17 protein-coding genes are annotated in these 17,107 nt (G+C 70.2%); 10 read left to right on the forward strand and 7 right to left on the reverse strand.

What is annotated here, in order from left to right; translation table 11 throughout:
- Positions 1-22: 22 nt before the first annotated feature.
- The 3 genes from ACFWV2_RS01275 to ACFWV2_RS01285 all read right to left on the reverse strand — a co-directional run bounded on the left by ACFWV2_RS01275 (position 23) and on the right by ACFWV2_RS01285 (position 3,983).
- The gene (locus ACFWV2_RS01275; RefSeq protein ID WP_384399863.1) at positions 23-979 is read right to left on the reverse strand and encodes a Yip1 family protein; all 957 of its coding nucleotides are present in this window, start codon (positions 977-979) and stop codon (positions 23-25) included.
- 149 nt (positions 980-1,128) lie between these two features.
- Positions 1,129-3,387, reverse strand: coding sequence for a (Fe-S)-binding protein (locus ACFWV2_RS01280; protein ID WP_384399866.1), 2,259 nt, complete (start codon positions 3,385-3,387; stop codon positions 1,129-1,131).
- Positions 3,388-3,494: 107 nt separating this feature from the next.
- Entirely contained in the window at positions 3,495-3,983 is a 489-nt protein-coding gene (locus tag ACFWV2_RS01285; protein ID WP_384399869.1) for a sugar transferase, read from the reverse strand.
- Between the two features lie 341 nt (positions 3,984-4,324).
- On the opposite strand from ACFWV2_RS01285, the gene dnaK reads away from it, so the two are divergent.
- From dnaK to ACFWV2_RS01305, 4 genes are all read left to right on the forward strand, one after another.
- The gene (gene dnaK, locus ACFWV2_RS01290) at positions 4,325-6,172 is read left to right on the forward strand and encodes a molecular chaperone DnaK (protein ID WP_360788615.1); all 1,848 of its coding nucleotides are present in this window, start codon (positions 4,325-4,327) and stop codon (positions 6,170-6,172) included.
- A complete protein-coding gene (grpE, locus tag ACFWV2_RS01295; protein WP_384399872.1) occupies positions 6,169-6,837 on the forward strand; it encodes a nucleotide exchange factor GrpE in 669 nt (222 codons plus the stop codon). Before dnaK ends, grpE begins: the two co-directional genes overlap by 4 nt.
- Before the next feature lie 90 nt (positions 6,838-6,927).
- Complete coding sequence (gene dnaJ, locus ACFWV2_RS01300) at positions 6,928-8,106, forward strand: molecular chaperone DnaJ (RefSeq protein ID WP_384399875.1); 1,179 nt, start codon at positions 6,928-6,930, stop codon at positions 8,104-8,106.
- Between the two features lie 3 nt (positions 8,107-8,109).
- Positions 8,110-8,553, forward strand: a complete 444-nt coding sequence (locus tag ACFWV2_RS01305; protein WP_073811278.1) for a heat shock protein transcriptional repressor HspR — start codon at positions 8,110-8,112, stop codon at positions 8,551-8,553.
- Between the two features lie 71 nt (positions 8,554-8,624).
- Here ACFWV2_RS01305 and ACFWV2_RS01310 read toward each other — a convergent pair whose 3' ends face one another.
- Positions 8,625-9,092, reverse strand: a complete 468-nt coding sequence (locus tag ACFWV2_RS01310) for a hypothetical protein (RefSeq protein ID WP_384399879.1) — start codon at positions 9,090-9,092, stop codon at positions 8,625-8,627.
- Positions 9,093-9,097: 5 nt separating this feature from the next.
- Entirely contained in the window at positions 9,098-10,141 is a 1,044-nt protein-coding gene (locus tag ACFWV2_RS01315; RefSeq protein ID WP_360788629.1) for a helix-turn-helix transcriptional regulator, read from the reverse strand.
- A 107-nt stretch (positions 10,142-10,248) separates the two neighbouring features.
- Between ACFWV2_RS01315 and ACFWV2_RS01320 the strand changes: the two genes are divergently transcribed.
- Together ACFWV2_RS01320 and ACFWV2_RS01325 are read left to right on the forward strand one after the other, a co-directional pair.
- Positions 10,249-10,509 carry a hypothetical protein gene (locus tag ACFWV2_RS01320; protein WP_360788632.1) on the forward strand — a complete coding sequence of 87 codons (261 nt, stop codon included), beginning with the start codon at positions 10,249-10,251 and terminating at the stop codon, positions 10,507-10,509.
- Positions 10,506-10,826, forward strand: coding sequence for a (2Fe-2S)-binding protein (locus ACFWV2_RS01325; RefSeq protein ID WP_360788635.1), 321 nt, complete (start codon positions 10,506-10,508; stop codon positions 10,824-10,826). Before ACFWV2_RS01320 ends, ACFWV2_RS01325 begins: the two co-directional genes overlap by 4 nt.
- Before the next feature lie 146 nt (positions 10,827-10,972).
- Here ACFWV2_RS01325 and ACFWV2_RS01330 read toward each other — a convergent pair whose 3' ends face one another.
- Positions 10,973-11,377, reverse strand: coding sequence for a pyridoxamine 5'-phosphate oxidase family protein (locus ACFWV2_RS01330; RefSeq protein WP_384399884.1), 405 nt, complete (start codon positions 11,375-11,377; stop codon positions 10,973-10,975).
- 123 nt (positions 11,378-11,500) lie between these two features.
- Here ACFWV2_RS01330 and clpB point away from each other — a divergent pair, with 123 nt between their 5' ends.
- Complete coding sequence (gene clpB / locus ACFWV2_RS01335; RefSeq protein WP_384399887.1) at positions 11,501-14,095, forward strand: ATP-dependent chaperone ClpB; 2,595 nt, start codon at positions 11,501-11,503, stop codon at positions 14,093-14,095.
- Positions 14,096-14,188: 93 nt separating this feature from the next.
- On the forward strand, positions 14,189-14,722 hold the full coding sequence (locus ACFWV2_RS01340) for a YbjN domain-containing protein (protein WP_351210553.1): 534 nt from the start codon (positions 14,189-14,191) through the stop codon (positions 14,720-14,722).
- A gap of 85 nt (positions 14,723-14,807) precedes the next feature.
- Here the strand turns inward: ACFWV2_RS01340 and ACFWV2_RS01345 are convergent, their stop codons facing one another.
- Positions 14,808-15,977: a pyridoxal phosphate-dependent aminotransferase gene (locus ACFWV2_RS01345; protein WP_384399891.1), complete on the reverse strand. Its 1,170-nt coding sequence runs from the start codon at positions 15,975-15,977 to the stop codon at positions 14,808-14,810.
- 100 nt (positions 15,978-16,077) lie between these two features.
- Between ACFWV2_RS01345 and ACFWV2_RS01350 the strand changes: the two genes are divergently transcribed.
- Together ACFWV2_RS01350 and ACFWV2_RS01355 are read left to right on the forward strand one after the other, a co-directional pair.
- Complete coding sequence (locus tag ACFWV2_RS01350) at positions 16,078-16,299, forward strand: hypothetical protein (RefSeq protein ID WP_384399894.1); 222 nt, start codon at positions 16,078-16,080, stop codon at positions 16,297-16,299.
- Positions 16,300-16,561: 262 nt separating this feature from the next.
- Positions 16,562-17,080, forward strand: coding sequence for a DUF2617 family protein (locus tag ACFWV2_RS01355; RefSeq protein ID WP_384399897.1), 519 nt, complete (start codon positions 16,562-16,564; stop codon positions 17,078-17,080).
- Positions 17,081-17,107 lie beyond the last annotated feature (27 nt).

The raw sequence follows: 17,107 nt of genomic DNA on the forward strand, positions 1-17,107 counted from the left end.
CTCGTACGCCGTGCGAGGACGCCTACAGCGTGCCCAGCTTGATCAGGCTCAGCAGCGCCACCAGCTGGATCGCCGAAGCTCCCAGCGCCTTCGGCCACGGCAGGTCGTGCGAGCGGCTCACCATCAGGGTGAAGAGCGCTCCGGCCGCCAGCCAGGTCAGCCAGCCGACCACCTGGACGAGGCCGTTCTCGCCGCCCAGGAACAGCGCGAAGACCAGCCGGGGCGCGTCCGTGATCGACATGATCAGCATGGAGAGGCCCACGGTCGGCTGCCAGGCCCCGTCACCGCCCAGCTGCCGCGCCAGGGTGTGCGTGACCGCGCCCAGGATGAGTCCGCCGACGACGAAGCCGAGGGCGGTCATCAGGACGTACGGGATCGCCGTCGACAGGGTCGCGTTGATCGCCTCTTCGCGCGCCTTGTCGAAGCCGAAGATCGCGAGCAGCCCGTAGAGGAAGGTCACGACCAGGGCCGGGCCCCAGACGGCGTGGTCCCGCATCCGCAGGAACGTGTCCGCCGGGCGCAGCACGATGCCGCTCAGGAGGCCCTTCCAGGGGAGCCGGGGGCCGACGGGGACGGGCGGCGGGGCCTGGTGGCCCGCGCCGTGGCCGTACGGGTCGTCGACGCTGAACATCTGGGTGTGGCCCGGGTTGTTCGCCGTGGCCGCGTGGGGGTGCTGCGGCTGGCCGTACGGCTCCCCGAAGTACTCCGGCTCCTCGTACGGCTGCTGCCGGCCCTGCTGCCCCTGCTGTCCGTACGACTGCTGCTGCCCCTGCCGACCGTACGGCTGCTGCCTCTGCCCGCCCTGCTGTCCGTAGGGCTGCTGCTGACCCTGCTGTCCGTACGGCGCGGGGCCCTGGCCCTGCTGCCACTGCTGCTGCGGGTACGGCGGCGGGGCCGCGTCGTACCCGTGCGGCGCCTGCTGCGGTTGTTGTTGCGGGGGGCGGTTGTCCCGGCCGCGTCCGTTCCTGAATCCAGCCACGTCGTCGAACGTACCCGCTTCAGCAGTGCGAGCGCTCCTCGGGCCGCTCCTTGCCACTGAGCTGTGACATCCCCTAGGGGGCGGCCCGTACGGAAAAGGGCCGCCCCGCGATCACGCGGGGCGGCCCCTCCACCGTCAGGCTCTCCGGCTCAGACCGCCGGCTCCGGCTCCTCGGCGGCCGGCTCCGGCTCCGGGTCCGCCGGGGTCTTCACCGATTCGAGGAGCAGCTGGGCCACGTCCACGACCTGGACGGACTCCTTCGCCTTGCCGTCGTTCTTCTTGCCGTTGACCGAGTCGGTCAGCATGACGAGGCAGAACGGGCAGGCGGTGGAGACGATGTCCGGGTTCAGGGACAGGGCCTCGTCGACGCGCTCGTTGTTGATGCGCTTGCCGATCCGCTCCTCCATCCACATCCGGGCACCACCGGCGCCGCAGCAGAAGCCGCGCTCCTTGTGGCGGTGCATCTCCTGCTGGCGCAGGCCGGGGACGGCGGACATGATCTCGCGCGGCGGCGTGTAGACCTTGTTGTGACGGCCCAGGTAGCAGGGGTCGTGGTAGGTGATGAGGCCGTCGACCGGGGTCACCGGGACCAGCTTGCCCTCGTCGATGAGGTGCTGGAGCAGCTGGGTGTGGTGGATGACCTCGTACTCGCCGCCGAGCTGCGGGTACTCGTTGGCGATGGTGTTGAAGCAGTGCGGGCAGGTCGAGACGATCCGCTTGGCCGACTTCGGCTTCTTCGTCTCCGGGTCCTCGTCGTCCTCGCCGAACGCCATGTTCAGCATCGCGACGTTCTCCTGGGCGAGCTGCTGGAACAGCGGCTCGTTGCCCAGGCGGCGCGGGGAGTCACCGGTGCACTTCTCGTCGCCGCCCATGATCGCGAACTTGACACCCGCCATGTGGAGCAGTTCCGCGAAGGCCTTCGTGGTCTTCTTGGCCCGGTCCTCCAGGGCGCCCGCGCAGCCGACCCAGTACAGGTAGTCGAACTCCGAGAGGTCCTCCGCGTCCTTCCCGATGATCGGGACCTCGAAGTCGACCTCCTTGGTCCACTCGACGCGCTGCTTCTTCGCCAGGCCCCAGGGGTTGCCCTTCTTCTCCAGGTTCTTGAGCATCGTGCCCGCCTCGGACGGGAACGCGGACTCGATCATCACCTGGTAGCGGCGCATGTCGACGATGTGGTCGATGTGCTCGATGTCGACCGGGCACTGCTCGACGCAGGCGCCGCAGGTGGTGCAGGACCACAGCACGTCGGGGTCGATGACGCCGTTCTCCTCGGCGGTGCCGATGAGGGGGCGCTCGGCCTCGGCGATGGCGGAGGCGGGGACGTCCTTGAGCTGCTCGGCCGTGGCCTTCTCGTTGCCCTCCATGTCCTTGCCGCCGCCCGCGAGCAGGTACGGCGCCTTGGCGTGCGCGTGGTCGCGCAGCGACATGATGAGGAGCTTGGGGGAGAGCGGCTTGCCGGTGTTCCAGGCGGGGCACTGCGACTGGCAGCGGCCGCACTCGGTGCAGGTGGAGAAGTCGAGGATGCCCTTCCAGGAGAACTGCTCGACCTGGGAGACACCGAAGACGGCGTCCTCGGCCGGGTCCTCCCAGTCGATCTCCTTACCGCCGGTGCTCATCGGCTGGAGCGCGCCGAGGGCGGTGGAGCCGTCGGCCTCGCGCTTGAACCAGATGTTCGGGAAGCCGAGGAAGCGGTGCCAGGCGACGCCCATGTTCGTGTTGAGCGAGACCGTGATCATCCAGGTGAAGGACGTGACGATCTTCAGCGCGGCGACGAAGTAGGTGAGGTGCTGGATGGTGCTCAGGCTCAGGCCGTCGAGCAGCGCGATCAGCGGGTACGAGGCGAAGAAGCCGGGCTCCCAGCTCGTCACGTGGTGCTGGACGCCTTCGAGGGCGCGCAGCGTCATGATGCAGGCGCCGACGATGAGGATGACGGCCTCGACGAAGTAGGCCTGGCCGGTCTTGGAGCCGGTGAAGCGGGACTTGCGGCCCGCCTTGGTCGGCCTGTTGAGCTGCCGGATCACGATGAGGGTCACGATGCCGAGGACCGTCATCAGGCCGAGGAACTCGGTGAAGATCTCGTACGGCAGCCAGTCGCCGATGATCGGGATCAGCCAGTCGGCCTGGAAGAGCTGGCCGAAGGCGTTGACGATCGTCAGGAGCAGGGAGAAGAAGCCCACCGCGACGAACCAGTGCGCGAAGCCGACGATGCCCCAGCGGTTCATCCGTGTGTGGCCGAGGAATTCCTTGACCAGCGTGATGGTGCGCTGTGTGGGGTCACCGGTACGCGTGCCGGCGGGCACCGGCTGACCGAGCCGCACGAAGCGGTAGATCTGCACGGTGGCGCGGCCGAACAGCGCGACGGCCACCACCGTGATGGCGATCGACACGATGATCGCTGCGAGTTGCATGAAGGGCTCCTCGGGCGGGCCTACTAAGCGGTAACTTATTGAGTTCCTGCTGAGATTACCCGGTCGCGGCCCCGCGCTGTAGCGGCGCTCGCGGTGATGTGTGTCGCTCAGGCAAACCTTGCCGCGCGACGCCTGCGTGCTGCTGGAAGCGTACGCGCCAGGATGTCCAGATCCATTCCCAGCCAGTGGTGGTCCACATAGTGGAGGTCGAGCAGCTCCCGCTCCTCCCACGGTAGGTCCGAGCGTCCGCTGATCTGCCACGGGCCGGTGAGGCCGGGGCGTACGGAGAGCCGGCGGCGTCCCTCGCCCGCGCACTCGCGGTGGGAGGGGGTCAGCGGGCACGGACCGACCAGGGACATCTGGCCCGCGACGACGTGCAGCAGCAGCGGCAGCGCGGCCAGCGGGCTCCGGGTGCGGAAGGTCAGCATCGTGAAGGGGGTCCCGCCGAGACCGGCCACCGTGCGGCGGCGCAGGACCCCGTGGCCGGGGGGCGCCGAGCCGGCGGCGACGGAGACGGCGACGGCGGCGAACAGCGGGGACAGCAGTACGAGGAGGGCGAGCCCGCCCATGACGTCGAACATCCGCTTGGCCGTCATTTCCCCACACCCTTTCGAGCGTCGACCGAGAACCGTGCGTAAACCGAGAACCGTGCGTGAACCGAGAACCGTGCGTGACCGGAAGTCGTGGGTATCCGAGATCTCGGCATCCGAGAATCATGGGATATTCGTGGGATATGCCTGCTTTGCCCGGCAAGGAGCACACGGACTCTCTCATGGCGCACCCCGCCCGGTCCCGGATCGACGCGCGCGGCGGCTGGGCATGAGCGCGTCAGCAAGCGAAGAGTTGAGTCGACTGCGCTCAGGTCTGTTGACGTGGACGGGGTGGTCGTGCATCCTTGAGTCAGATCCACTCAAGTACGTCAGCTGGAGGAACCGAAATGGCACGTGCGGTCGGCATCGACCTGGGCACGACTAACTCCGTCGTCAGCGTTCTGGAAGGCGGCGAGCCCACCGTCATCACCAACGCCGAGGGCGCCAGGACCACGCCGTCCGTCGTCGCCTTCGCGAAGAACGGCGAGGTGCTCGTCGGCGAGGTGGCCAAGCGTCAGGCCGTCACCAACGTCGACAGGACCATCCGGTCGGTCAAGCGCCACATGGGCACCGACTGGAAGATCGAGATCGACGGCAAGAACTTCAACCCGCAGCAGATGAGCGCCTTCATCCTGCAGAAGCTGAAGCGCGACGCCGAGGCCTACCTGGGCGAGAAGGTCGTCGACGCGGTCATCACCGTCCCGGCGTACTTCAACGACTCCGAGCGTCAGGCGACCAAGGAGGCCGGTGAGATCGCGGGCCTCAACGTCCTGCGCATCGTCAACGAGCCGACCGCCGCCGCCCTGGCGTACGGCCTGGACAAGGACGACCAGACGATCCTCGTCTTCGACCTCGGTGGCGGCACCTTCGACGTGTCGCTCCTGGAGATCGGTGACGGCGTCGTCGAGGTGAAGGCCACCAACGGTGACAACCACCTCGGTGGTGACGACTGGGACCAGCGTGTCGTCGACTACCTGGTGACGCAGTTCCAGAACGGTCACGGCGTGGACCTGGCCAAGGACAAGATGGCTCTCCAGCGTCTCCGCGAGGCCGCGGAGAAGGCGAAGATCGAGCTGTCGTCCTCGACCGAGACCTCGATCAACCTGCCCTACATCACGGCGTCCGCCGAGGGCCCGCTGCACCTGGACGAGAAGCTCACGCGCGCCCAGTTCCAGCAGCTGACCTCGGACCTGCTCGACCGCTGCAAGGTGCCGTTCCACAACGTCATCAAGGACGCGGGCATCCAGCTCTCCGAGATCGACCACGTGGTCCTCGTCGGTGGCTCGACCCGTATGCCGGCCGTCGCCGAGCTCGTCAAGGAGCTGACCGGCGGTCAGGACGCCAACAAGGGCGTCAACCCGGACGAGGTCGTCGCCATCGGCGCCGCGCTCCAGGCCGGTGTCCTCAAGGGTGAGGTCAAGGACGTCCTGCTCCTCGACGTGACCCCGCTGTCCCTCGGCATCGAGACCAAGGGCGGCATCATGACCAAGCTCATCGAGCGCAACACCACGATCCCGACCAAGCGGTCCGAGATCTTCACGACGGCCGAGGACAACCAGCCGTCCGTGCAGATCCAGGTCTACCAGGGCGAGCGCGAGATCGCGGCGTACAACAAGAAGCTCGGCATGTTCGAGCTGACCGGTCTGCCGCCGGCCCCGCGTGGCGTCCCGCAGATCGAGGTCGCCTTCGACATCGACGCCAACGGCATCATGCACGTGACCGCGAAGGACCTGGGCACGGGCAAGGAGCAGAAGATGACCGTCACCGGCGGCTCCTCGCTGCCGAAGGACGAGGTCGACCGGATGCGCCAGGAGGCCGAGCAGTACGCGGACGAGGACCACCGTCGCCGCGAGGCCGCCGAGTCCCGCAACCAGGGCGAGCAGCTCGTCTACCAGACGGAGAAGTTCCTCAAGGACAACGAGGACAAGGTCCCCGGTGACGTCAAGACCGAGGTCGAGGCGGCGCTCGCCGAGCTGAAGGAGAAGCTCAAGGGCGAGGACACCGCGGAGATCCGTACCGCCACCGAGAAGGTCGCGGCCGTCTCCCAGAAGCTCGGCCAGGCGCTGTACGCCGACGCCCAGGGCGCGCAGGCCGCGGGCGGCGACGCCGGTGCCGGCCAGCAGGGCCAGGCCGACGACGACGTCGTCGACGCCGAGATCATCGACGACGAGCCCAAGAAGGGTGGCCAGGCGTGACCGAGGAGACCCCGGGCTTCGAGGAGAAGCCCGACGTCCCCTCCGGCGCCACCCCTGACGACGCCGCCGAGACCGTCGAGTCCTCCGTGGAGGAGGACCTGACGGCCCCGGCCGGGGACGAAAGCAGCCAGAAGTCGGCCGGTGCCGGTGCCGCGGGGCTCACGGCCCAGCTGGACCAGGTCCGTTCCGCGCTCGACGAGCGCACCGCGGACCTCCAGCGGCTCCAGGCCGAGTACCAGAACTACCGCCGCCGTGTGGAGCGGGACCGGGTCACGGTCAAGGAGATCGCCGTCGCGGGCCTCCTGTCCGACCTGCTCCCGGTGCTCGACGACGTCGGCCGGGCCCGTGAGCACGGCGAACTCGTGGGCGGGTTCAAGTCGGTGGCCGAATCGCTGGAGACCGTCGTCGCCAAGATGGGTCTGCAGCAGTTCGGCAAGGAGGGCGAGCCCTTCGACCCGACGATCCACGAGGCCCTGATGCACTCGTACGCGCCGGACGTCACCGAGACGACCTGCGTGGCGATCCTGCAGCCCGGGTACCGGATCGGCGAGCGGACCATCAGGCCCGCCCGCGTGGCCGTCGCCGAGCCCCAGCCGGGCGCGGCTCCGGCCAAGGAGGACGGCACGTCGGCCGACGAGGAGAGCGGTGCCCCCGACGAGGGGTGACGCGCCGGTCGGAGCAGGGGTGACCGCCGCATCGCCGGCGGTCACCGGACCAGTGACGCACACCGGAGCAGTCCGGAAGGAGGGACGTCGATGAGCACGAAGGACTTCGTCGAGAAGGACTACTACAAGGTCCTCGGCGTCCCCAAGGACGCCACGGACGCCGAGATCAAGAAGGCGTACCGGAAGCTCGCCCGCGAGAACCACCCGGACGCCAACAAGGGCGACAGCAAGGCGGAGTCACGCTTCAAGGAGATCTCCGAGGCGAACGACGTCCTCGGTGACCCGAAGAAGCGCAAGGAGTACGACGAGGCCCGCGCCCTCTTCGGGAACGGCGGCCTCCGGGCCGGCGGCCCGGGTGGCGGCTCGTTCAACTTCGACCTGGGCGACCTCTTCGGCGGCGCCCAGGGCGGCCCCGCCGGCGCGGGCGGCTTCGGCGGCGGCGGGATCGGGGACGTCTTCGGCGGCCTGTTCAACCGCGGCGGGGGTGCGGGGGCCCGTACCCAGCCGCGGCGCGGCCAGGACATCGAGTCCGAGGTGACGCTCAGCTTCACCGAGGCCATCGAGGGCGCGACCGTGCCGCTGCGGATGTCGAGCCAGCAGCCGTGCACGGCGTGTTCGGGCACCGGCGACAAGAACGGCACCCCCCGGGTGTGCCCGACCTGCGTCGGCACCGGGCAGGTCTCGCGCGGCAGCGGCGGCGGCTTCTCGCTCACCGACCCGTGCGTGGACTGCAAGGGCCGTGGTCTGATCGCGGAGAACCCCTGCGAGGTCTGCAGGGGCAGCGGCCGGGCCAAGTCCTCCCGCACCATGCAGGTCCGCATCCCCGCGGGTGTGAGCGACAACCAGAAGATCCGACTGCGCGGCAAGGGAGCGCCGGGCGAGCGCGGCGGGCAGAACGGCGATCTGTACGTCGTCGTCCACGTCGACGCCCACCCGGTCTTCGGCCGCAAGGACGACAACCTCACCGTCACCGTGCCGGTCTCCTTCACGGAGGCGGCGCTCGGCGGCGAGATCAAGGTGCCGACCCTCGGCGGCCCCCCGGTCACCCTCAAGCTGCCCGCCGGCACCCCGAACGGGCGGACCATGCGCGCCCGGGGCAAGGGCGCGGTCCGCAAGGACGGCACCCGCGGCGACCTCCTCGTGACGGTCGAGGTCGCGGTGCCGAAGGAACTGGACGACAAGGCACGTGACGCCCTGGAGACCTACCGCGAGGCGACCGCCTCCGAGGATCCGCGGGCGGAGCTGTTCCAGGCCGCGAAGGGAGCGTGACCCGTGGACGGGCGCCGACGCAATCCGTATCAGCTGACCGACGAGTCGCCGGTGTACGTCATCTCGGTGGCGGCCCAGCTCTCGGGTCTGCACCCGCAGACCCTGCGGCAGTACGACCGTCTCGGTCTGGTCTCCCCGGACCGTACGGCCGGCCGGGGGCGTCGCTACTCGGCCCGTGACATCGAGCTGCTCCGTCAGGTGCAGCAGCTGTCGCAGGACGAGGGCATCAACCTGGCCGGAATCAAGCGGATCATCGAGCTGGAGAACCAGGTCGCGGCGCTGCAGAGCCGGATCGCCGAGCTGTCGGCCGCGGTCGACGGCGCGGCGGCGGCGATGCGGCAGCGCGAGGCGCAGGTGCACGCCTCGTACCGGCGCGATCTGGTGCCGTACCAGGACGTGCAGCAGGCGAGCGCCCTGGTGGTGTGGCGCCCCAAGCGCGGCGAGTAGGCGCGCGCGTATCCCCCCGTGGGTGAGGCCCCTTCCGTTCCGGCGGAGGGGGCCTCGTCGTGTCACGGGGGTCAGGGGATCAGTTCGGAGACGATGTCGCCGACGGTCTCGAACCAGGGTGCGGCGCCCGTCCCGAAGGCCGCGGCGAGGGCGGTGCCGAGGGCGATGTCGCGGGGGGTCGCACCGGGCTCCCAGGTGTCGACGACCCGGCCGTCGCCCGTGCTGAGGAGGGTGCCGATCCGTCGCCGGCCGCGGGTGAGGCGGCTCTCGGTGTACCCGCAGGGGATCAGCCGGTAGCGCGTGCCCCCGGTCCGTACGTCGACCCGGTAGGAGCGCCGCAGGAGCCGTCCGCGGGCGGGCCGGACGGTGGCGGGCTCCCCGTCCACGGTGAGCGCGAGGAGGGCGGCCCTGCGGGTCCCGATGGGGGTGTGGGCGTCGGGGCGGGTCCCGGCGGCCCGTACGAGCTCCACGGTGGGCAGCTGGTACCCGGAGACCCGCAGGGTCCCGGCGGGGCCGTCGAGGTCGATCTGTACGTACACGGTGGTCAGGCGTTCCGTTCGATGCCGGTCAGGTGGCGCGCCGGCCGGTCGTCCCCTTCGAGGATGCCCGACCGGGCGATGAGGTAGCCGAGTTGGGCCCGGCTGCCGCTGCCGAGGGTGGCGGCGAGTTTGGCGATGTGGGCCCGGCAGGTGCGCACGTTCATGCCGAGGCGGCGGGCGATGGCCTCGTCGACATGGCCCTCGACGAGGAGCTTGGCGATGGAGCGCTGGACGCCCCCTATGCCGTCCACGGAGGGACTGTAGGGGATCTCCTCCTCCCAGGGCACGCCGTGCAGCCAGAACTGGTCGAAGACGCCGACGAGGTACTGGACGAGGCCTTCGTGGCGCAGTTCGAGGGCGACCTGGCGGTCGCTGCGGGCGGGCACGAAGGCGACCTTGCGGTCGACGATGATCAGCCGGTCGACGATCTCTTCCAGGGTGCGCAGTTCCAGCCCGTAGGGGGCGACCCGTTCGACGTAGGCGAGGGTGGCGGGGTGGTGCCGGGCGGTGTGCTGGTAGAGGGTGCGCATCCGGACACCGCGGTCGAGGAGGGGCTCCATGCGGCGCAGGGCCGCTTCGAGGGTCTCGGGGCGGCGGCCGCTGCCGGGCTGGATGGTGAGGAGTTCCTCGGTGCACTCGTTGATGGCGCGGTCGAGGGCGGCGTTGATGACGCTGAGGCCTTCGAGGACGGTGATGGACTGGACGCCGGAAGGATCCTGCGTGTGGAGGGCCATGAACGGCTCGAAAGCGTCGGCGAGCGCGATGGCGTGCTGGCGGCGGGTCTGTATCTCCTGCTCGATGGGGTGCACGAGCTGGCTGAGGGCGATCGCCGGCGGTACGGGACGCAGCCACTGGCTGTCGTCCGGGTCCGGGTGCAGGAGGGAGAGCGCCCTCAGGCAGGGGGCCGCTTCGGCGTCGGCGCGGGCTATGCGCCCGGTGCGGAGAGCGTTCGCATAGAGCTCCTTGCCCACGTCGCATAGGTCACCGTGACTGTGCTTATGACCGGACTCGTCGCACTCTCGCCTCATTTGCACCCCCCTCAGGGTCATGAATTACAGGAACATGATGCCCGGCTTGGCTGGTGAAAGGGGGCGTGCGTGAGCCATCGTCTTACTCGCGGGGGGGAGGTAGTGATCAAAAGAGGTGGAGATCGGCCATGACCAGGATGGTTCGTGCACTTAGCGCCATAGCCGTTGCGGCGGCTGCTCTCGGCGCACTCGCCGTAGGCGAGCCCTCGTGGGAGGTCGCACCGGCGCACTCCGTGGCGGGGGACGAGCCCTCGTGGGAGATCGCTCCGGCGCGCTCCGTTCCGGCGGGCCCGGACGAGCCCTCGTGGGAGAGCTCCGCCGAAGGCGTCGTGCTCGCGGCCCCCTACGAGCCGTCCTGGGAGATCGCTCCCAAGGGCGCGGGCGCGTGACCGTGCCGCCGGACGACCCCAGGTTCCGCCGGGAGATGGCTTCGGCCTACCGATCCGGATGGCACTTCGTCGACCTCGCCACGGCCATCCCCCACCGTGGCGACTCGCTGAAGGTCACCCTCTTCGGGGAGCCGATCGTGGTGGCACGGGAGCAGGACGAGGACGTCCGCGCCTACCGCTGCCTCCGTCGCCCCCGCGGCGCCCCGCAGCCCATCCGCTGTGCCATCCGGTACGGCATGATCTTCGTCAACCTCGACCAGCGGGACCACCGGCTGATCGAGCCCGAGACCATCACCGCCACCCCCCGCAGTGCCTGAGCGATTCCCCCGTCGTTGTAGATCGCTCAGGTACTTCCCCCACACAGCGGCGCCATCGCGGACCTGAAACGCGATGGCGCCGCTGTGCTGTCCCCGGACTTTCCCTGAAGGGGTTCTCCGGACGGCGGGGGGCTCGCCGCACGGGATCAGGCGCGGCCCATCGCGCGCGTGAGGGCGATCTCGATGACGACCCGGTCCGGGTTCGGGGTCGGCGTCCGTCCGTAGCGTTCCGCGTAGCGGTTCACGGCGTCCGCGACGACCTCCGCCTCCGTACGGATGCGGGCGACGCCCTCCAGGGTGGCCCAGCGCCCCTTGTCGACCTGGCAGACCGCGACCCGCGCGCCCTCCGTGCCCGCCGCCAGGACGTTGGCGACCTTCCGGCTGTGCTTGTTGGTGATGACCCGCGCGTACCCGTTCTCCGGGTCGTACGTGACGCCCACCGCCACGACGTGCGGGGTGCCGTCCGGGCGCGGGGTGGTCAGGGTGCACATGTGGTACTCGCGCCAGAAGCTGAGGTACGAGTCGGTGGGATTCCTCGGGTCGGTCGCCATGCCCCGGAAACTACCCGGGGCGGAGCCCTTCCCGACACCTTGAGCGGTACCGACTCAACTTTGTGTACTCTGGAGAGGGCATAAAGGGAGAGGACCCACGACGTTCGAGGAGGAGCACCGCACGTGGACGCCGAACTGACCAACCGGAGCCGGGACGCGATCAACGCGGCCAGCAGCCGCGCCGTGTCCGACGGGCACGCGGACCTGACCCCCTCCCACCTGCTGCTCGCGCTGCTCACGGGTCAGGACAACGAGAACATCACCGACCTGCTCGCCGCCGTCGAGGCCGACCAGGCGGCCGTCCGCGCGGGCGCGGAGCGGCTCACCGCCGCCCTGCCGAGCGTCACGGGATCCACGGTCGCGCCCCCGCAGCCCAACCGGGACTTCCTCGCGGTGATCGCCGACGCCGACCGGCAGGCCAGGGAACTCGGCGACGACTACCTGTCCACCGAGCACCTCCTCATCGCGATCGCGGCCAAGGGCGGCCGCGCCGGTGAGATCCTCGACCGGCAGGGCGCGAGCGCGAAGAAGCTGCTCGACGCGTTCGAGAAGAGCAGGGGAGGACGCCGGGTGACCACACCCGACCCGGAGGGGCAGTACAAGGCGCTGGAGAAGTTCGGTACGGACTTCACGGCCGCCGCACGCGAGGGCAAGCTGGACCCGGTCATCGGCCGCGACCACGAGATCCGGCGTGTCGTGCAGGTGCTGTCCCGCCGCACCAAGAACAACCCGGTCCTCATCGGTGAGCCCGGCGTCGGCAAGACCGCCGTCGTCGAGGGCCTCGCCCAGCGGATCGTGAAGGGCGACGTGCCCGAGTCACTGAAGAACAAGCGGCTGGTCTCGCTCGACCTCGGCGCGATGGTCGCCGGGGCCAAGTACCGCGGCGAGTTCGAGGAGCGCCTGAAGACCGTCCTCTCCGAGATCAAGGCGAGCGACGGCCAGATCATCACCTTCATCGACGAGCTGCACACGGTCGTCGGCGCGGGCGCCGGCGGCGACTCCGCCATGGACGCGGGCAACATGCTCAAGCCCATGCTGGCCCGCGGCGAGCTCCGCATGGTCGGCGCGACGACCCTCGACGAGTACCGCGAGCGGATCGAGAAGGACCCCGCCCTGGAGCGCCGCTTCCAGCAGGTCCTGGTCGCCGAGCCGACGGTCGAGGACACCATCGCGATCCTCCGCGGCCTCAAGGGCCGGTACGAGGCCCACCACAAGGTGCAGATCAACGACTCGGCCCTGGTGGCCGCGGCCACCCTCTCCGACCGGTACATCACCTCCCGCTTCCTCCCCGACAAGGCCATCGACCTCGTCGACGAGGCCGCCTCCCGGCTCCGCATGGAGATCGACTCCTCGCCCGTCGAGATCGACGAGCTCCAGCGCTCGGTCGACCGGCTCCGCATGGAGGAGCTGGCCCTGAAGAACGAGACGGACGCCGCGAGCAAGCAGCGCCTGGAGAAGCTGCGCCGCGACCTCGCGGACCGCGAGGAGGAGCTGCGCGGCCTCACGGCCCGCTGGGAGAAGGAGAAGCAGTCCCTCAACCGGGTCGGTGAGCTGAAGGAGCGCCTCGACGAGACGCGCGGCCGCGCCGAGCGCGCCCAGCGCGACGGCGACTTCGACACCGCGTCCAAGCTGCTGTACGGGGAGATCCCGGCCCTGGAGCGGGAGCTGGAGGAGGCGAGCGAGGCCGAGGCCCAGCAGGAGTCGTCCAAGGACACCATGGTCAAGGAGGAGGTCGGCCCGGACGACATCGCGGACGTCGTCGGCGCCTGGACCGGCATCCCCGCGGGGCGGCTCCTGGAGGGCGAGACGCAGAAGCTGCTCCGCATGGAGGACGAGCTCGGCAGGCGGCTGATCGGCCAGTCCGAGGCCGTGCAGGCGGTCTCCGACGCCGTGCGCCGGACCCGCGCGGGCATCGCCGACCCCGACCGGCCCACCGGTTCCTTCCTCTTCCTCGGCCCGACGGGCGTCGGCAAGACCGAGCTGGCGAAGGCGCTCGCCGACTTCCTCTTCGACGACGAGCGGGCGATGATCCGCATCGACATGTCGGAGTACGGCGAGAAGCACAGCGTCGCCCGCCTGGTCGGCGCGCCTCCCGGCTACGTGGGGTACGAGGAGGGCGGCCAGCTCACGGAGGCGGTGCGCCGCCGCCCGTACAGCGTGGTCCTGCTCGACGAGGTGGAGAAGGCGCACCCGGAGGTCTTCGACGTCCTGCTCCAGGTCCTGGACGACGGGCGGCTCACCGACGGCCAGGGCCGGACGGTGGACTTCCGCAACACCATCCTGGTCCTCACGTCGAACCTCGGCAGCCAGTACCTGGTGGACCCGCTGAGCTCGGAGGAGGTCAAGAAGCAGCAGGTCATGGACGTGGTCCGGGCGAGCTTCAAGCCGGAGTTCCTCAACCGGCTCGACGACCTCGTGATCTTCTCCGCCCTCGACCGGGCCGAGCTCGGCCGGATCGCGCGGCTCCAGATCGACCGCCTCGCGCAGCGGCTGGCAGAGCGCCGGCTCACCCTGGACGTCACCCAGGAGGCCCTGGAGTGGCTCGCCGAGGAGGGCAACGACCCCGCGTACGGTGCCCGTCCGCTGCGCCGTCTGATCCAGACGGCGATCGGGGACCGGCTCGCCAAGGAGATCCTCGCGGGCGAGGTCCGGGACGGCGACACGGTCCGCGTGGACCGTGTCGGGGACGGTCTGACCGTGGGGCCGGCGGGACGCTGACGGTCATGCTCGGCCATCCGACCGGCCCGGGGTTGCCACAACCCGCCCGGGATGGGGGAGGATGGCGAGCATCCGTACGAAGGGAAATACACGGTGAGCATCGACCCGTCCTCGATTCCGAATTTCGGGGGCCAGCCCCAGCCTCAGGCCGCAGGACCGGCGGGCCCCGTCGTCCCCGACCAGGACCTCGTCAAGCAGCTCCTCGAGCAGATGGAGCTGAAGTACGTCGTCGACGACGAGGGTGACCTCGCGGCGCCGTGGGAGGAATTCCGCACGTACTTCATGTTCCGCGGTGAGGACGAGCAGCAGGTCTTCTCGGTGCGGACGTTCTACGACCGCCCGCACTCGGCCGACGACCGCGCGCGGATCCTCGACGCGATCGACGACTGGAACCGCCGCACCCTGTGGCCGAAGGTCTACACGCACCTGCACGAGGAGGAGGACGGCTCCGCCACCCTCCGCCTCATCGGTGAGGCCCAGATGCTGATCGGCACCGGCGTCGCCCTGGAGCACTTCGTGTCCTCCACGGTCAGCTGGGTCCGCGCCTCCATCGAGTTCGACAAGTGGATCGTCGAGCAGTTCGGTCTGGAGACCCCCGAGCAGAAGGCCGGCGACGAGGAGGCCTGAGCCTCCCCCGAACCGCCACGGGAGCCCGGCACCCCCTCACCAGAGGGGGTGCCGGGCTCCCGTACGTCCGGGCCCGCGGGGTCGCTCAGCCCAGCCGCTTGAGCCGGGAGACGGCCTCCTCCAGGACCTCGGTCTTCTTGCAGAAGGCGAAGCGGACGAAGGGGGCGCCGGCCTCGCGGTGGTCGTAGAAGACGGCGTTGGGGATGGCGACGACCCCGGCGCGCTCCGGCAGCGAGCGGCAGAAGGCGAAGCCGTCGTCGGTGCCGAGCGGGCGGATGTCGGTGGTGACGAAGTAGGTGCCGGCCGGCCGGTAGACCTCGAAGCCCGCCTGCGCGAGGCCCTCGCTCAGCAGGTCCCGCTTGGCCTGGAGGTCGGCGCGGAGGGTGTCGAAGTAGGCGGCCGGGAGCCGCAGGGCCTCGGCGATCGCGTACTGGAACGGACCCGAGGAGACGTACGTGAGGAACTGCTTGGCCGAGCGGACGGCGGAGGTCAGTTCGGGGCTCGCGGTGACCCAGCCGACCTTCCAACCGGTGAACGAGAAGGTCTTGCCCGCGGAGCCGATGGTGACCGTGCGCTCCCGCATGCCCGGGAGGCTCGCGATCGGGAGGTGCTCGGCCCCGTCGAAGACCAGGTGCTCGTACACCTCGTCGGTGACGACGAGCAGGTCCCGTTCGATCGCCAGCTCCGCGACGGCGGTCAGTTCGGCCCGGCTGAGGACGGTGCCGGTCGGGTTGTGCGGGGTGTTGAGGAGGATCAGCCGGGTCCGGTCGGTGACGGCGGCCCGCAGCTCGTCCAGGTCGAGGACGTAGGAACCCTCGTGCGGGCGGAGGGTGACGGGGACCCTGGTCCCGCCGGCCATCGCGACGCAGGCGGCGTACGAGTCGTAGTACGGCTCCAGGGCGATCACCTCGTCACCCGGCTCGACCAGGGCGAGCAGCGCCGCCGCGATCGCCTCGGTGGCGCCCGCGGTCACGAGCACCTCCGTGTCCGGGTCGTACGGCAGGCCGTACCGCTCCCGCTGGTGGTCGGCGATCGCCGAGCGCAGCTCGGGGACGCCGGGGCCGGGCGGGTACTGGTTGCCGCGACCGTCCCGCAGCGCGCGGACCGCGGCCTCCCGGATCTCCTCGGGGCCGTCGGTGTCGGGGAACCCCTGACCGAGGTTGATCGCCCCGGTCCTGGCGGCGAGCGCGGACATCTCGGCGAAGATCGTCGTCCCGAACTCGGCGAGGCGGCGGTTGAGCGGCGGTCGTGTCATGACGGCCATCCTGAAGCCAAGCTCTGGACTTGCTCAAGTGCGCTTTGGCGCACCGGTGGATCGGGCATCTCCCCCGCACACAAGAACGGCGGTAGTACAGATGGAATTCTTCATTGTCGTCATCTTCGTCATCGTGGCCGTGGTCGTCGCCGGGGTGGTCTCCGCCGCCCGAGGCCGGACCGGCGGCGGCAGGCGGCGCGCCGGGTCGCGGGGCGGGAGCACCTGGGCCGACGGCGGCGGGGGCGGGGGCTGCGGGGGGAGCAGCTCCTGCGGTTCCGGCGGGTCGAGCTGCGGGGGTGGTGGCTGCGGCGGCGGGAACTGAAGCACAGGGTGGGGGCGGTCCGTGTGAACCGGTCGGTCGAGTTCGATTGAACAAGTGAACTGTGGGCTCCCCGAAGGGGTTGGAAAACACAGCAAGTTGGGTAAAACCGCTGCGAGTCGCTCGGGGTCCGTGGTTCTCTCGCTCCTGACAGAGACAGCCCTCGGACCGTGTGTGGACCCGAGCCGGCGAATCCCCACTCCCGCTGAACCCTCTCCGGGGCGCCCCCGGCCCACCCGCCAAACCGTGTTTGCGGAGCCGACCCATGCTCACCACCCTGAAGACCTCCTACACCGACACACGCGCGGCCGACCTGGCCTGGGCCCTCGGGCGCGAGCCGCTCCCCGCCCTGGCCACGCTCGACCTCCGACTCGGCGGCGCCGAGCTCCAGTTGCGGCTGCTCGGCGCCTCCCATCAGGTCCTCCTGGAAGAGGAGGGCCGCAGCTGCTCGGAGACCGTCGCCTGCATGCCGGGCAGCAGTACCCCGCTCCCGCTCGGCGTCTCCAAGCGCGTCGGTGGATGGGAGTACGAATTCGCCGCACGCGTCGAGACGCTGTCGCACGGCTCCTTCGCGGGCCGCGCACAGGAGTTGCTCGCCCTCGTCGCGGACCATCCCCACGGGCTCGCGGGCACCTTCCCGGGCTCCCCGCACGCCTTCACGGCGATGCTGGCCCAGCGTCACGAGGGCCAGGTGCGCTGGCGCACCTGGCACGCCTACCCGCAGGAGGGGCAGTTGGTGGTGACCAGGACCCGCATCGGCGCACGTATGCCCGCAACGCTCTGATACGCCCTCTCGGCGCCCCAGGTGCAC

The organism is Streptomyces sp. NPDC058671, assembly GCF_042716475.1.
Classification (GTDB): domain Bacteria; phylum Actinomycetota; class Actinomycetes; order Streptomycetales; family Streptomycetaceae; genus Streptomyces.

Coding starts and splice junctions, on each gene's coding strand:
- ACFWV2_RS01330 (WP_384399884.1), bottom strand. CDS start 11,377: ATGGCGACCGACCCGAGGAATCCCACCGACTCGTACCTCAGCTTCTGG.
- ACFWV2_RS01350 (WP_384399894.1), top strand. CDS start 16,078: ATGGAATTCTTCATTGTCGTCATCTTCGTCATCGTGGCCGTGGTCGTC.
- ACFWV2_RS01345 (WP_384399891.1), bottom strand. CDS start 15,977: ATGACACGACCGCCGCTCAACCGCCGCCTCGCCGAGTTCGGGACGACG.
- ACFWV2_RS01280 (WP_384399866.1), bottom strand. CDS start 3,387: ATGCAACTCGCAGCGATCATCGTGTCGATCGCCATCACGGTGGTGGCC.
- ACFWV2_RS01355 (WP_384399897.1), top strand. CDS start 16,562: ATGCTCACCACCCTGAAGACCTCCTACACCGACACACGCGCGGCCGAC.
- ACFWV2_RS01315 (WP_360788629.1), bottom strand. CDS start 10,141: ATGACCCTGAGGGGGGTGCAAATGAGGCGAGAGTGCGACGAGTCCGGT.
- ACFWV2_RS01285 (WP_384399869.1), bottom strand. CDS start 3,983: ATGACGGCCAAGCGGATGTTCGACGTCATGGGCGGGCTCGCCCTCCTC.
- ACFWV2_RS01320 (WP_360788632.1), top strand. CDS start 10,249: ATGACCAGGATGGTTCGTGCACTTAGCGCCATAGCCGTTGCGGCGGCT.
- dnaK (WP_360788615.1), top strand. CDS start 4,325: ATGGCACGTGCGGTCGGCATCGACCTGGGCACGACTAACTCCGTCGTC.
- dnaJ (WP_384399875.1), top strand. CDS start 6,928: ATGAGCACGAAGGACTTCGTCGAGAAGGACTACTACAAGGTCCTCGGC.